Consider the following 13,957-nt stretch of genomic DNA (forward strand, 5'->3'; position numbering starts at 1 on the left):
CCTTGTTGGAATTATTCTAGCAAGGCTTTTTGTTTATTTATTGGTCAAAAAAAGTCTATCTATGGTGTAATGGCACTACCTTAAGAAGTAGCCTGTAAATATAGGCTTTGCAACGAACTTAAATCTACCATCCCTGACAAAATAGATTGCCAGGCATCCATGCTCGCAATGACAACCTCTGACTTGTCATCCTGAGCCAGAATGGCGTGAGGATCCAATGCGGAGCTGCCATGGATGGTTAGTGATCTTCCTAAAGGTAGTGCCATTAATCTATGGTGTAGTTGCATTTATCGCTTCCTGCAAAAACGCCACCTTATCATTAGCACGCATTAAAGCAGTCCCTGCTAAAACGCCATCATAAGTACAGCCAAAATGATGGAGGTCTTGAGGTGTTTTAGCACCTGATAAGCTCAATAGCGTAATATCTTGAGGCACTATTTTTTGTAGGCGTACAATGTTATCAGTATCCATCTCAAGGGTATCTAAATTGCGATTGTTAACACCGATTAGTTTAGCGTTACAGGCTAAGGCCGTTTCTGTTTCTTTTTCATCAAATACTTCAACCAATGCGGTCATGTTAAGTGATTCAATGCATTGAATTAGTGTTTGTAAACGTGCTTTATCTAAGCAGCGCACGATCAAAAGACAGGCGTCAGCACCTTTAAGGCGTGCTTGATATATTTGTTTTTCATCGATAATAAAATCTTTGCATAATATTGGGATAGTCACCACATCGCGGACTTTGCGAATATCTTCAAAATCACCACCAAAAAAAGGCTTGTCAGTCAAAATGGATAATGCGCAAGCGCCACCTGCTTGGTAAGCTTTGGCAATAGTGACTGGATTATAGTTTGGGTCAATCACGCCTTCAGAGGGTGATTTGGATTTAAGCTCAGCAATTATTGCAGGCTGATGTGTTTTAATGGCTTGTAGAAAGTCATATTTTGCAGGAAGCAATGCTTGAGGGATTAGATCAGGTAACTGCTTTAGCTCTTGATGTTTGGATTCGATAATTTTTTGTAAAATCACGTTATGTCCTTATTACTTTATGTGTACACTATTAAAAAATGAAAATATTGAAATGTATTATGAATCTATCAGGATTTACCTTTTTACGCAATGCCGAAGAGCTATGCTTTCCGTATATTCAATCGATTCAGTCTATTTTGCCGATTTGTGATGAGTTTGTGATTGCTTTGGGACAGTCGCAAGACAATAGTCCTGAGGTCTTGCATCAACTGGCAAAAGAGCACCCAAAGATTAAAATTATCGAAACGGTATGGAATGAACATATGCAGGTCAAAGGTTATACCTATGCCCAACAAAAAATGATTGCCCAATTCGCCTGTACTGGGGATTGGCTTTTTTATCTAGAGGGTGATGAGATCGTGCATGAGAATGATCTTGAAGCAATTAAAGAGGCGTTGCATCGCTATAAAGATGATCAAGAAGTCGAAGCGTTAGCGTTTCATTATTACCATTTTTATGGCAATACTAATACTTACCTTTCATCACCGACTTGGTATCGTTACGCACCAAGAATCATTAAGGCAAGTGTCAGAAGTTATGCGCCAGATGGTTTGTATTGGCTGGTTCTCGACCCTAAGAAGTCCAATCGGATCGCACGTTATCCAAAGGCGAAATTACTGGATAACTATATTTATCATTATGGTTGGGTGCGTCCTGAGGCGGCAATGAGTAAGAAAATTAGCCAAGTGAATAAGCACTGGGGCAAGTCTGAAGGCTTTGACTCAAAGTACAGTGATATCGATCATCAGATCTTAACGGAGTTTAAGGGCACACATCCGAATATTATCGATGGTTTTTTTGCTAAAGAAGAAGGACTTTTTAAAGCCAATCCAAATCATGTTCTAACCAAAAAAGAAAAGCGACAACGTTTTAAAATGAAACTGGAGAAATTATTTGGTCTGGACTTGAGTCGGAAGTATTTCAAAAAAATCTAGCATAAAAGTTTTGACAGCTACAAAAGGCAAACGTTATAGTAAAAAAGTCGCGTTACCGTGGCAAAAATTAAATTTAAAAAGTTTTAAAAATAAAAGAAGAGGTGCGCAAGCTATAGCGCTTTTGTGAAGGTCATAACACCTAGTGATCAATAGCAATAGAGCAGGCGCCGAAAGTAATGATGTGTTATGGCTGAATTACTTGGGTCTGCTGCTGAAAGGCAGCAGGACTGTCACGTCAACAAAGACGTGGGGCGCTTCGGTTGTATTTGTATTTTTGTCAAACACATGAGTCAAATTTTGCAAAAGCCGTAACCCCGTGTCGATAAATGGAGAAGCTTTATGCAAAACCCTTTTGTCGTCGCGAAGTTTGGAGGCACAAGTGTCGCTAATCTAAACGCGATCTGCCAATGTGCAGAAATTATCAAATCTTCGCCAAGTGTGCGTGTTGTTGTCGTTAGTGCACAATCAGGAGTTACTAATCTCTTGGTAAAGTTGGCGCATCATATAAAGTCTGTGCATGAGATTTCAGGTATTGTTGATGAGATTAAGAACATACTATCGCCAATTGTTGAAGCGATTGATTGTGCTCATTTGCACAGCGATATACAGCAGCGAATAGATGATCTTATGTTTTTGGCACAAATGAGTGTGCGCCTGAATACCAAAGAGCTAAGGGATGAGATATTATCATTTGGTGAGCGGATCTCAGCGCAACTTGTCGCTGCAATCTTTAAGCAGAATAAGATTAATGCACAGTATTTTAATGTACAAGTGGTGATGAAAACCGATAGTAATTTCTCTCAAGCAAAGCCCAACCTTGATGACATTAAAGCGCAAGTGACAGCACATATGTTGCCATTGCTATTTGCTGATCAAGTGCTTGTATGCGAAGGCTTTATTGGTATGGATCAAAAAGGTAAAACAACGACCTTAGGTCGAGGTGGGAGTGACTACAGTGCGGCTCTTTTAGCACAAGCTTTGCAAGCAAAGTCTGTGAAAATTTGGACGGATGTTGCGGGTATTTATGAAGCTGACCCACGCACTGTCCCAGAGGCGCGAGCGATTGAGAGTTTAAGCTTTAATGAAGCAGCTGAGCTTGCTACCTTTGGTGCTAAAGTGTTGCATCCGGCAACCTTATGGCCGGCAGTCAGTAGCAATATTGATGTATTTGTGGGCTCTACTTTTTCGCCTAAGGTGGGAGGCACTTGGATTACTGCCAAGACCAATAGCTTAAAGGAGCCACCGCAAATTCGCGCGATTGCTGAGCGTAAGAACCAGCTTTTAATGACGCTAAAAAGCTTTGATATGTTTCATGCGCAAGGCTTTTTAGCTAAAGTATTCAGTGTTTTAGCTAAACACAATATATCGGTGGATTTGGTGACGACAAGTGAAGTAAGCATTGCTTTAACACTGGATCATATAGCTAGCCAGTCTACAGGTGAGAGTCTATTAACCGAAGCGCTATTGGATGAGCTACAATCCATTGGTAATCTTGAGATTAGTGTTGAGCATAATTTGTCCCTCATTGCAGTGGTGGGTAATCGACTGCATCAGCACAAAGGGATAAGTGCTAAGCTTTTTGCTGCCCTTGAAAGTTATAATGTTCGCCTTTTCAGCCACGGCGCAAGTGGGCATAATATCTGCCTGTTAGTAGCAGCAGAAGATGCAAAGGGTGTGATGATGGATATCTATAGACATCTCTTTAGTGAATCAACTAAGGAGTGCGTGCGATGAAAGTAGCAATAATCGGTCGAGGTAAAACAGGCAAAGCAGTAGTTGATCTTTTAAAAGAGGATGAGATTAGTGATGTATTTGACTCACAGAACTTAGTCACCGTGGAGAAACTCAATAAGGCAACAGTGGCAATCGTTTTCGTTAGTGCTGATATCTTAAGGCAAATATTGCCAGTGCTTTTGCAAAGCAAGGTGTCTGTCATTTGCGGCACCACAGGTTTTCGTTATGATGAAATATTGATACAGCGCATCAGACAATCAGGGCAAACTTGGGTTGTAGCGAATAACTTTAGTTTGTCGATGGTGTTGATAAAAGAGATGCTAAATACCTTGGGTAATTTGCAAAACCTAGTGACAAATAGTCACTTTCACTTAACTGAGACACATCACACACAAAAGCTTGATGCTCCCAGTGGTACTGCTGTGTCATGGCAATCATGGCTTAATGTGAAAGCATGTCCTATTGAATCTATTCGCAAAGAAGACGTAAAGGGTGAGCATGTATTAAGGGTGGAAAATCCTTATGAAACCATTGAATTAAAGCATGTGGCGAATGATCGTAAGCTTTTTGCTGAGGGTGCTGTGTGGAGCGCGCGCTTCATATGTGAGAATAAGTTAAATGCGGGTTTCTATCAGTTTGATGAATTAGTAAGAGGTGTGTCATGGCAATAAATATCAATAATAATACATATACAGCAGTCGTCACACCCATGTTTGAAAATGGTGAGATTGATTTGGTTAGTTTTGAGCGACTGCTACGCAAACAAGAACAAGCTGATTGTGGTGTGTTGATCTTAGGTAGCACGGGTGAGGCTTTAGCATTAAGTTATGAAGAGCAGTGCCAAGTAGTGAAATTTGCCTCAGGCTTAGGGCTTAAAGTTCCTTTACTTGTCGGCGTGGGCGGTTATCAATTAGCCGAGCAGCTAAAATGGATTGAGTTTTGTAATGCTCAAGCTATTGATGGTTTTTTGATGGTGACACCGATTTATGCCAAGCCTGGCACTCAGGGGCAAATTGCTTGGTTTAGTGCATTATTAGACAAAGCAAAAAAGCCATGTATGTTATATAACGTGCCGTCAAGAACGGGCGTGAATCTTTGTTTTGATGCGTTTACAACACTTAAAGACCATCCGAATTTATGGGCATTGAAAGAAGCTTCAGGTGATATCTCGCGCTTTAAGTGTTATGTGCAAATAGCGCCTCACGTTAATGTATACAGTGGCGAAGATGCGATGATGCCAGAACTTGCCAAAGTCGGTTGTAAGGGCTTGGTGTCAGTGGTTTCCAATTTATGGCCAAAAGAAGCCAAAGACTATGTTGAAACTGCTTTGCGTTTTGAAGCGGATGAAGTCTTAAGCCGTTTATGGCAAGATGCTACTGCTGCATGCTTTAGTGTGGCAAATCCAATCCCAGCAAAAGCATGGCTTGCGCATATTGGTGTCATTGATAGTGATGCTTTACGCTTGCCGTTGATTGCTCAAGAGCTAACAAGTATTGAGCGTTTGCAACAAGTCGATGCCGAGATTCAAAGTTATTATGAGCCTATCTGTGTCAGTTAAATTGAATAAATTAAAATAAGGAATATAAATGATGAGCTGGGAGAAAACCCTACAAGATTTACAAACAGGTAAACTGCGTTCAGCACAGCGCCAACAAGATGGTCAATGGCAAGCGAATATTGCAGTTAAAGAGGCTATTCTAGCAGCATTTAAAGCGGGTCAAAATACGGATTTTACTGAAAGCTACCAAGGCTTTGTCGATAAGCATAACTTAGTGCCAAGACGTTTTACCGTTGCCGATGGTGTACGCATGGTGCCAGGCGGATCAGCTGTAAGAACCGGTGCTTATATCGCGCCATCGGTGATCATTATGCCTCCGGCATATGTAAATACCGGTGCATATGTTGATGAGGGTACGATGATCGATAGCCATGCATTAGTAGGTTCTTGTGCGCAGATTGGTAAACATGTGCATTTGTCAGCAGGTGTGCAGATTGGAGGGGTCCTTGAACCTATTGGCATGAATCCAGTGGTTGTTGAAGATCATGTGTTTGTTGGCGCGGGCGCTGTTATTGTTGAAGGAATTGTTGTTAAAAGACGCGCGGTGATTGCGCCATCGGTAGTGCTGTCACGAGGGGTTAGTGTTTATGATTGCGTTAATGAACGTATTTTGGATAAAGGTGAAGCCATTCCAGAGGGCGCTGTTGTCATACCGGGCACAAGACCATTGACACAAGGTTGGGCAAAAGCGCAAGGTTTGCAAGCAGCATGCCCCATTATTGTTAAATATCGTGATGATAAAAGTGATCATGCACTTAGTTTGGAGGAGGCCTTGCGTTAATGGTTGATACTTCATACCACCATCAAGCATTAGTTGATTTAACCAAAGAAATTAATGCCCCCTTTTTTTTCTATGATCTGGATTATTTGCAAGCCCATATAAAAACTTTACAAACATTACCAGTAACCCTTTGGTATGCGCTTAAAGCCAATCCTTTATCTGCGATTATTAGCACTTTAGATGATGGGGGTATGCGCTTTGATGTTGCCAGTATTGGTGAGTTAGATCAGGTGCTCAAGCAAGGTGTTGACTCTGCGCGTATCTTGCATACTGGACCCGCTAAGTCATATGAGCAGTTGTGTTATTTTGTTGATCAGGGTGTTAATAAATTTGTCATTGAAAGTACGCAGCAATTGCAGGATGTGCAAAGCATTGCTTATGAAAAACAAATTCATGTTGAAGTGCTCTTGCGTGTGCAGTTGCAATGGCAAGAGGGTGAAAAAAATGTCTTAGGTGGTGAGTGCGTGACGCCATTTGGTTTATCCCTCAATGATTGGATCGCTTATTCGAAGAGTAATGATTTTGATTGCCCTTATCTTAATATCTTAGGTTTTCATTGTTTTCAATGGGGTAATATCCTTTGTATAGACAAACTTGAGAGGATCTGGTTTACGATTGCTGATACATTACATGAATTAGCAGAGACCATGGGCATTGGTTTGCGTGTATTAGATTTAGGTGGTGGTTTAGGTATTGATTATCAACATGAAGGACAAGAGCTAAGCTTATCTGAAATTAACACATTGATTCTCAAAGTTAAAAGCCATTACCCACAAACAGAGATTTGGCTTGAGCTTGGGCGCTATGCCGTTGCTAAGTGTGGTGTTTATGTTACTGAAGTAGTGGATCGCAAAACAGTTTATGAGCGTGACATGTTGATATTAGCAGGTGGCAGCCAGCATTTGATGCGTCCGACATTGACATCACAAGCATTTCCTGTGAGTCTTTTAAGAGAAAGTTATACTCATCTATCTAAGATACATTTGCATGGTGCGTTATGTACTAGTTTGGATTATTTAGGGGAAGTGCAATTACCAAATGATACCAAGGCACAAGATCATATTATCTTTCACTCTACCGGTGCTTATGGCTTTACTGAGAGTATGCCATTTTTTTTGTGTCATACGCTGCCAGCGGAGGTGACATATCAAAAAGGGGAAAAAGGGAAAAAAAAGCAAATTAAGATATTAAGAAAAGCTGAATCTGCAGGCGTTTGGCTCAAATGAAAGAGATGAAAGAGGTAAAAGAAATAAAAGAAATGAAAAGTTATATCACAAAATCGTTGATTGAAGTGGGGCAAAATGCGTCAGGAGAAGCAATTACCGTCACGAAATATAGGATTAAAGGTCAAGATCAAAATGCTAAGAAAGTCTATATTCAGGCGAGTATGCATGCCTCGGAAATTCAAGGTAATGCCGTGATATTGAATTTACTTAAGCATTTTAATGAAGAGCAACCACAAGGTGATATTACGATTATTCCGCAGTGCAATCCTTTTGGGCGTGACATGCTTATTGGCGCTGGACATCAGGGGCGTTTTGATTCAATCAATGGTGACAACTGGAATCGCTATTATTTTAAGCCTGAGATAGATTATAAATCATTTGCCAAAGAACACCTTAAAAGCGCTCAAGCAGAATATGCACAAGCACTGCGAAGTGAGATTGGTGCGCAAATAACAGTAGCACTTAATAATGATTTTGGGTTGTCACGTGCGCGACGTTTAAACTACACCATGCAACTAGAGGCATTACAGGCGGATATTATTTTGGATTTGCATACGGATTCATTGGCTGTTGATTACCTATATAGCCCGCAGTATGCCAAAAATAGTGCTGAGTCTTTGGGGTTTGAGCATGTGTTATTGATTGAGAACAAATGTAATGGTTCATTAGATGAAGCAGGGTTTTATCCTTGGTGGAGTGTGCAAAAGGCATTTACTCAATTAGGTAGAAATGAGCCTGTATTAGTAGATAGTTTCACCCTTGAATTGGGTTCAGAAGAGTTGATTAATCATAAAAAAGCGCAGATTCAATGTGGGCGGATATTAAACTATCTTGCAGCACATCAAATAATAACTGCAGATAAAGCATACAAAGAAGCTTGCGCTAAAGATATCGCCTTTTACGATGAGGGTTCTTTTCAAGCAGTCTATGCGCAATCTGGTGGCTTATATGAATGGTTTGTCGCACCAGGCGATACCTTTAGTAAAGATCAAGTAATAGGTCGATGTTTGCAAATGGTGCATGCCAAGGAGGTTGAGATTAGTTACCCATTTGCCGGGCTTGTGATAAGTGTCCACAGCAAAGGGGCATTGCAAAAAGGTAGCCACTTGCTGAATGTGGTTGTTGATAAGCCATAGAGCTAACCTTTGATTATTTCTGCGCCTCATAAGCATACCATATTTGGTTTTGCATAATATCAATCCACCATTGATCCATTTTCTCTTGATTCATTAAATGCCAGTCGGGGGTGTCGGTGACAAGCGCATGACCGAAAATCTTGCCAAGCTCATATAGTTTACGCTCATTATCATATTGTATTTTTGCCCACTGTTGTGTGGCGCGATCTAAATCATGCTGATTTTCTTGTAATTGTTTAAATAAAATAAGTGCACTTTGCAAGGCTTTGGTCGCACCACTTGCAGTATGTGGTCGTGAGATAAATGCGGCATCTCCAGAGAGGCAAATACGCTCCTTTTTAAGTGAAGGCACTTGTGTGTCAAAGATATTTTGAATAAAAGGTTTTGGCGTATCAAGTATCACATTGGCAAAAACTTCAGGCATCATGTTGGCTAATTTCTTTAGCTCTTCAAAGTGAATTGCCTGAAGCTCGCGTGCGGCTAAGCTTGTGACTTCATTGGGGTTATTCGTGTTTAACAGTTTATTTTTATGTGTTTGGTCTAGCCTCTGATATAGCACCCAGTTCAAATCAACACGACCATCTTGTTTGGGGATGTAGTAAGTCACGACATGTCCATATTCGTAGCAAAAATAATTGAGTCGATCAAATAGTAATGGCTCGCTAACGTGTTCTTTTGCAATCACGCCACGCCAAGCAATATAAGGTGCCTCGTTAAGCTTTGATTGAGGGAAAAGTGTCGTGCGACCAAGAGAGTTAACGCCATCACAACAAAATAGCCAATCTGCCTCTACAGTTTGCCCATCAGTGAGTGACAGCATGACTTTGTTTTGATCTTGCTTAATATGCGCCACACTTGCATCTTTTTGATAAATAGCTTTTGGTAGGCGCTTATATAATTGCGTATAAATTTCTGACCAATTGTGCGCCATGACATTCACAGGTTGTTGCCAGAAGACATCGGCATTACGCTTTGCGTCGCTGACGATAAACTGTCGATCAATGATTTCAATATATTTGGCATCAGTATCAAACATGTCATTTTGCACTAGTAGATTGCGTAGATCTTTTGGAATACATATCCCAACGCCGCGATCATCAAGTTGTGCACTTGAGCGTTCATAAATGGTGACGTCAAAACCTAAGCGTGACAACACCAATCCCATGGCATTGCCTGCGATTGATCCGCCAATAATAGCTATCTTTTGCATGGTTTCCTACAATTTTTCCAGTTAATATCACAGAGGTATTCTAAACAAAATAAGGTATTGATAGAAGCACAAGCTTTGCTACAAAAAAATACATAACATGACAATTTATGCTAATATCCTCGCGGGAAACTTAAGAGGGTTAAAGATGAATTAAAAGGTAAACTTAATTATTACGCGATTCATTACACCTATTTACCCGATCCAGAGAATAGTAAAAACTGGGAAATTGCAGATTGGCGTAAGATGTCCAATTATTTACAACAAATTGTTAATCGTCTGAATGCTTAGCAGAGATATCACATTTTTCCAAGGCAATCAGTTTGCTGCGTTTAATCAATTTATAACCGATAAGTAATGCTAAAAATAGAATAAATCCGATATAGGTTGCTAAGAATTTCTGCCAGGTAATATTGCCTGAAATAATATCACTAAATTCTTGTCCTAGAATGATAACTGCAATTAACAGCATCGCAAAAATGGGTGCGACTGGGAACCACTTGGCGCGATAGGGTAAACCTTGCAGATTCATGCCTTGTTTTTGGTAAGCGCGACGAAATCGATAATGACTTAAAGCAATACCAAACCAAGCGACAAATCCTGCTAATGATGAGATGTTAACAAGCCAGATAAACACGCTGCCATTATCTAAGAACGAAGTCAGGAAAAATAAGCAGCCAACAAGAGCTGTGATTAAAAGTGCATTAATAGGAATGCCCTGACGATTGATTTTACCAAATACCTTAGGCGCTTGTTTGGTATTGGCTAGATGCCACATAATGCGTGTTGCCGAAAACATGCTAGCATTGCAAGCAGATAAGATCGCAATCAAGATCACCGCATTCATGATTGTTGCTGCATACGTGAGTCCCGCATTTTTAAAAACAATGGTAAAGGGGCTAATGGCAATATCAGAGTTTGTGTTAATAAGGATGTCGCTAGTATAAGGAATCAAGAAGCTAATAATACCAATGGCGAGAATATAAAAAATAACCAAACGCCAAAAGGTTCGTTTAATGGCTTGAGGGATAGATTTTCTCGGGTTATCAGCTTCTCCTGCGGCAACGCCAACGAGTTCCGTACCTTGAAAAGAGAATCCGGCGATCAAAAACACCGCCATAAAGCCAATGAGACCATTATGAAAAGGTGCATCACCAATATGCCAATTCTCAAAACCAACAGGTCCACCAACGCCGGTGACACCAATAATCGTTAGCATGCCGACAACAATGAAAATAATGACAAAAGCAACTTTGATAAAAGACAGCCAATACTCGGTTTCACCATAGACTTTAACGGCTAATAGATTTAAACCAAAAATAAGTACAAAAAATAAAACACTCCAATAGATCGTTGGCACATAAGGAAACCAGTATTGCATAATTAAAGCCGCAGCAATAATCTCAGCGGCAATGGTGATTGCCCAGTTAAACCAATAGTTCCAACCCATGGCAAAGCCAAAATCAGCACTGACATAACGGCTAGAATATTCACAAAATGTGCCTGTGGTGGGAGAATGTGCTGCCATCTCACCAAGGCTACACATGAGAAAATAAACCATCAGTGAGATGATGGCATAGGCGAGCATCGCACCTCCTGGACCTGCTTCGTAAATGGCGCTACCGCTGGCTAAAAATAGACCTGTGCCAATCGAACCACCTAAGGCGATCATGATTAAGTGGCGAGCTTTTAAGTTTCGTTGTAATCTATGTGACATACTTCTATCTTTTCTTCTCAAATGTTCAAAATAATTATCTATTGGTTTTATCGCGTTGCAAAATGTGTTCAGATACGCAAACTGTGATATTTTTGGTGAAGAAAAAAGGGTGTCTTTGATTGTGTATTGATGTTTGTTTCATGCTTAAACATTATTAATTCCTTTGTGTGTAATATACCAGTGAATCTACAGATTCCAAACCTGCGTCATAAAAATAAAACCCAAATCTTTACTCATGGTATTTGCCCCATTATTTAATTATTTAGTTTCGCCATAAGGATAAAACATGTATAGCAACCATACATGTGAAGCGGTTAAATTAATCTTTTTCACAGCTGATGTAAAGCGATCTTTTTATGAAAGTTAAGATATTGGCGCATCAAAAATCATCCATTCGCTATAGGTGTTTTTGTATTGATCTGCTTAACTCATTGTTAACTCATTTTGCAATGCGTGATTGCAAAGTGGTCTGTGATGGATTAAAGATGTAGAGTTCAAAGAGAGGTTACGTTATGGAAAATAAAACGTGTGTGAAAAAAATTATTAGTAGTATATTTTTATTGCCTTTTTTAAGTTATGTTCAAACCTCTGCGGGTGTGGGTTCTGGGGGAATATTACAAGAAAAGCAAAGTCAATGGAGCCCCTATGCGCGTTATGGAGATTATCTAAGTGCACAGATGAAGTCGTTGAAAAAGTTCGATTATGGAATGTTTGTTGCTAAATTAAAAGCGGCTGATGGCCCTGTTTGTACAGCCTTTTGGCTTTATTCAGATGCCCCAGCGCCAGGCGCTATGCCTGAGGTGGCGCAAATGTGGCGTTGGAATGAGTTTGATTGGGAGTTCGTGCCGTATACGCAAGCAACGCAGAATTCGTATATTGCATTAGATGCAGAGGGAAATCCAACGTATTATGGTGCAAAGCTTGATATGAGCAAGATGACATCAGGACAGATTACTGCAGATGTTGTTAATTGGACTCAGAATTATTACATTACTGATGATACAGCTCTTGGTATGATGCAGCGTTATTATAATAAATGGATGACAAATGGTAAAAAGGACACGCAAATTAATTCAGAAAATTATAATTATCTTGGTGCAATAGCAACAACTGGGGATGGTTATGAGGTGGGTGGTACAACTGGAAGCAGTAAACAACCGGGTTGGCAAAATGCCTCGGTTTGGAAATATCCACTAACAGCAGTTAAACCCGTGCCATCCACTTTAGATATGCGTAAAATGGCGGCGATTAATTGGTGGCGTATGCCGCAGGGTAATCAAAATATTGATGTTACTTTACCTGGATTTAATAAGCAGAATTATAAGTTTATTGAAAAATTACCTGTGTTGGATGGTTCTACACTTGCTAAATCATATACGGCAGCAGCAATGAATAATGAAACTTATATTTTGCCAGATGCAGGTAATACTAGTTTTAATCCATACGCGCAATTTAATACTTATACTATTGTCTGGTCACCAACACGCGTTGCCTACTATATCAATGCGCCGGACAATGGTACTGATATTTCTCATGCAACCCCAATTGCACTATATACGGTAGATGATTATCCGTCGCTCAAAGCGTCAGGTGTGCAAGCGCCAGAAGGAAGCCTTCCTTGGGTAGATACAGGATTTGATAATAAGCTCGGCGAAGTATCTATTAACCTTGCTAATTATGTTGCATTCAAAGCTGCCAAAGATCTTGAGAATAGTAAATTAACGCCTAGCCAAGAAGCCGGTGTTGGATGGTCTGGGAATCCGCCAGATAATGGCTGGCAAGGTGTTGATGCTTATTTTAGAAGTGTAACGTACTATCCTCTTAAGAAAGATAGTGGTCAATATCTTGATGGGTCAAATACAAGTGACTTTGATATGACTACGAAAGTGTGGAAATTTGATTTAGGTGATGGCTCTTGGAACAAAGATAACTTTGCAGCTAAGCTTATGGAATATTTTGGTATTTTGTATGCTCAGGACTTCACAAAAAAAGGAATAGCAGCTTCAGATCTTAGGGACTCAAAAAGTCCTTTAGCAATTAGCTTTATTGCAAATAAAGATGGTAGTTACTCATCTGATAAATTACCTTTAATGCAATTAAGTGTCACGCCGTCAACCGCTAATCCAAAACGTAATTTTTTTAGAGTAGCAACGACGATGAATACAGATGTTGCGATCAGTGTGACCAATCCATTTATGTTTGTTACGGTGACGCTAGCATCCGGAAATGGGCAGGAGTTAAAATCTACGGATTCTTCTTTTGGGATTTCAGGAGCTTCCACGCCTCTAGCGTTTTTTGCGCCTAAAAATGGAGCGTCAGTGACAGCAACTATTAAACTATACACAACATCAACTTATCATGGTGCCTATCCTGCTGGTCAAATTCCAACAGCAGCGACAGCAACAGCGCAACTAAACTTAAAAACATCAGAAACTGGCGATATATCATGGGAAGTTATGAGTGATCCCCAGGAAATTATTATGTCATATCAATCAGTAAATCCACATCTTATCACCGTAAGATCGCCTACGACATCCTCTAATTAAATTGAAAAAAAAATTGTAAAATCATCTTCGTACCTTTCTTTTATTCTTAACTCACGGCATAATCCTTGCGTTTAAAGGGCGAGGATTA

Annotated in this window: 13 protein-coding genes and 1 riboswitch; of the genes, 9 read left to right on the top strand and 4 right to left on the bottom strand. The window is 40.1% G+C overall.

All coding sequences use genetic code 11. From position 1 onward, the window contains the following. Positions 1-80 precede the first annotated feature (80 nt). Together ACTS4L_RS03955 and trpC are read right to left on the bottom strand one after the other, a co-directional pair. On the bottom strand, positions 81-287 hold the full coding sequence (locus ACTS4L_RS03955; RefSeq protein ID WP_440616673.1) for a hypothetical protein: 207 nt from the start codon (positions 285-287) through the stop codon (positions 81-83). Beyond that, positions 271-1,029, bottom strand: coding sequence for an indole-3-glycerol phosphate synthase TrpC (gene trpC, locus ACTS4L_RS03960; protein ID WP_440616671.1), 759 nt, complete (start codon positions 1,027-1,029; stop codon positions 271-273). Before trpC ends, ACTS4L_RS03955 begins: the two co-directional genes overlap by 17 nt. Positions 1,030-1,088: 59 nt before the next feature. Here trpC and ACTS4L_RS03965 point away from each other — a divergent pair, with 59 nt between their 5' ends. The 7 genes from ACTS4L_RS03965 to ACTS4L_RS03995 all read left to right on the top strand — a co-directional run bounded on the left by ACTS4L_RS03965 (position 1,089) and on the right by ACTS4L_RS03995 (position 8,399). Next, positions 1,089-1,964, top strand: a complete 876-nt coding sequence (locus ACTS4L_RS03965; protein WP_440616669.1) for a glycosyltransferase family 2 protein — start codon at positions 1,089-1,091, stop codon at positions 1,962-1,964. A gap of 88 nt (positions 1,965-2,052) precedes the next feature. Then, positions 2,053-2,229: riboswitch (Lysine riboswitch) on the top strand. A gap of 74 nt (positions 2,230-2,303) precedes the next feature. Beyond that, positions 2,304-3,698, top strand: coding sequence for a lysine-sensitive aspartokinase 3 (gene lysC / locus ACTS4L_RS03970; RefSeq protein WP_440616667.1), 1,395 nt, complete (start codon positions 2,304-2,306; stop codon positions 3,696-3,698). After that, positions 3,695-4,369, top strand: coding sequence for a dihydrodipicolinate reductase C-terminal domain-containing protein (locus ACTS4L_RS03975; protein WP_440616666.1), 675 nt, complete (start codon positions 3,695-3,697; stop codon positions 4,367-4,369). Before lysC ends, ACTS4L_RS03975 begins: the two co-directional genes overlap by 4 nt. After that, the gene (dapA, locus tag ACTS4L_RS03980) at positions 4,360-5,256 is read left to right on the top strand and encodes a 4-hydroxy-tetrahydrodipicolinate synthase (RefSeq protein ID WP_440616664.1); all 897 of its coding nucleotides are present in this window, start codon (positions 4,360-4,362) and stop codon (positions 5,254-5,256) included. The genes ACTS4L_RS03975 and dapA overlap by 10 nt, the downstream gene beginning before the upstream one ends. A 31-nt stretch (positions 5,257-5,287) precedes the next feature. Next, positions 5,288-6,037 (top strand): 2,3,4,5-tetrahydropyridine-2,6-dicarboxylate N-succinyltransferase, encoded by a 750-nt coding sequence (locus tag ACTS4L_RS03985; RefSeq protein WP_440616698.1) that lies wholly within the window; start codon positions 5,288-5,290, stop codon positions 6,035-6,037. Further along, complete coding sequence (locus ACTS4L_RS03990; RefSeq protein WP_440616663.1) at positions 6,037-7,263, top strand: PLP-dependent decarboxylase; 1,227 nt, start codon at positions 6,037-6,039, stop codon at positions 7,261-7,263. The genes ACTS4L_RS03985 and ACTS4L_RS03990 overlap by 1 nt, the downstream gene beginning before the upstream one ends. Beyond that, positions 7,260-8,399 carry a M14 family zinc carboxypeptidase gene (locus ACTS4L_RS03995; RefSeq protein ID WP_440616662.1) on the top strand — a complete coding sequence of 380 codons (1,140 nt, stop codon included), beginning with the start codon at positions 7,260-7,262 and terminating at the stop codon, positions 8,397-8,399. The genes ACTS4L_RS03990 and ACTS4L_RS03995 overlap by 4 nt, the downstream gene beginning before the upstream one ends. 13 nt (positions 8,400-8,412) lie before the next feature. Here the strand turns inward: ACTS4L_RS03995 and ACTS4L_RS04000 are convergent, their stop codons facing one another. Continuing rightward, complete coding sequence (locus ACTS4L_RS04000; RefSeq protein ID WP_440616661.1) at positions 8,413-9,609, bottom strand: FAD binding domain-containing protein; 1,197 nt, start codon at positions 9,607-9,609, stop codon at positions 8,413-8,415. A 268-nt stretch (positions 9,610-9,877) separates the two neighbouring features. After that, entirely contained in the window at positions 9,878-11,323 is a 1,446-nt protein-coding gene (locus ACTS4L_RS04005; protein ID WP_440616659.1) for an amino acid permease, read from the bottom strand. 356 nt (positions 11,324-11,679) lie between these two features. Between ACTS4L_RS04005 and ACTS4L_RS04010 the strand changes: the two genes are divergently transcribed. Continuing rightward, positions 11,680-11,814 (top strand): hypothetical protein, encoded by a 135-nt coding sequence (locus tag ACTS4L_RS04010; RefSeq protein WP_440651726.1) that lies wholly within the window; start codon positions 11,680-11,682, stop codon positions 11,812-11,814. Positions 11,815-11,835: 21 nt separating this feature from the next. Further along, positions 11,836-13,869 (top strand): hypothetical protein, encoded by a 2,034-nt coding sequence (locus ACTS4L_RS04015; protein ID WP_440616658.1) that lies wholly within the window; start codon positions 11,836-11,838, stop codon positions 13,867-13,869. The last annotated feature ends 88 nt before the right edge of the window (positions 13,870-13,957 follow it).

The sequence above is a fragment of the Cysteiniphilum sp. 19S12-1 genome (genome assembly GCF_052030685.1).
In the GTDB taxonomy this organism is placed as follows: Bacteria; Pseudomonadota; Gammaproteobacteria; order Francisellales; family Francisellaceae; genus Caedibacter.

Excerpts from the sequence above, each read along its gene's own strand:
- ACTS4L_RS03995 (WP_440616662.1), top strand. The coding sequence starts at position 7,260 with ATGAAAGAGATGAAAGAGGTAAAAGAAATAAAAGAAATGAAAAGTTAT.
- lysC (WP_440616667.1), top strand. The coding sequence starts at position 2,304 with ATGCAAAACCCTTTTGTCGTCGCGAAGTTTGGAGGCACAAGTGTCGCT.
- ACTS4L_RS04005 (WP_440616659.1), bottom strand. The coding sequence starts at position 11,323 with ATGTCACATAGATTACAACGAAACTTAAAAGCTCGCCACTTAATCATG.
- dapA (WP_440616664.1), top strand. The coding sequence starts at position 4,360 with ATGGCAATAAATATCAATAATAATACATATACAGCAGTCGTCACACCC.
- ACTS4L_RS03975 (WP_440616666.1), top strand. The coding sequence starts at position 3,695 with ATGAAAGTAGCAATAATCGGTCGAGGTAAAACAGGCAAAGCAGTAGTT.
- ACTS4L_RS03990 (WP_440616663.1), top strand. The coding sequence starts at position 6,037 with ATGGTTGATACTTCATACCACCATCAAGCATTAGTTGATTTAACCAAA.
- ACTS4L_RS03965 (WP_440616669.1), top strand. The coding sequence starts at position 1,089 with ATGAATCTATCAGGATTTACCTTTTTACGCAATGCCGAAGAGCTATGC.
- ACTS4L_RS04010 (WP_440651726.1), top strand. The coding sequence starts at position 11,680 with ATGAAAGTTAAGATATTGGCGCATCAAAAATCATCCATTCGCTATAGG.
- ACTS4L_RS03955 (WP_440616673.1), bottom strand. The coding sequence starts at position 287 with ATGCAACTACACCATAGATTAATGGCACTACCTTTAGGAAGATCACTA.
- ACTS4L_RS04000 (WP_440616661.1), bottom strand. The coding sequence starts at position 9,609 with ATGCAAAAGATAGCTATTATTGGCGGATCAATCGCAGGCAATGCCATG.
- ACTS4L_RS04015 (WP_440616658.1), top strand. The coding sequence starts at position 11,836 with ATGGAAAATAAAACGTGTGTGAAAAAAATTATTAGTAGTATATTTTTA.
- ACTS4L_RS03985 (WP_440616698.1), top strand. The coding sequence starts at position 5,288 with ATGAGCTGGGAGAAAACCCTACAAGATTTACAAACAGGTAAACTGCGT.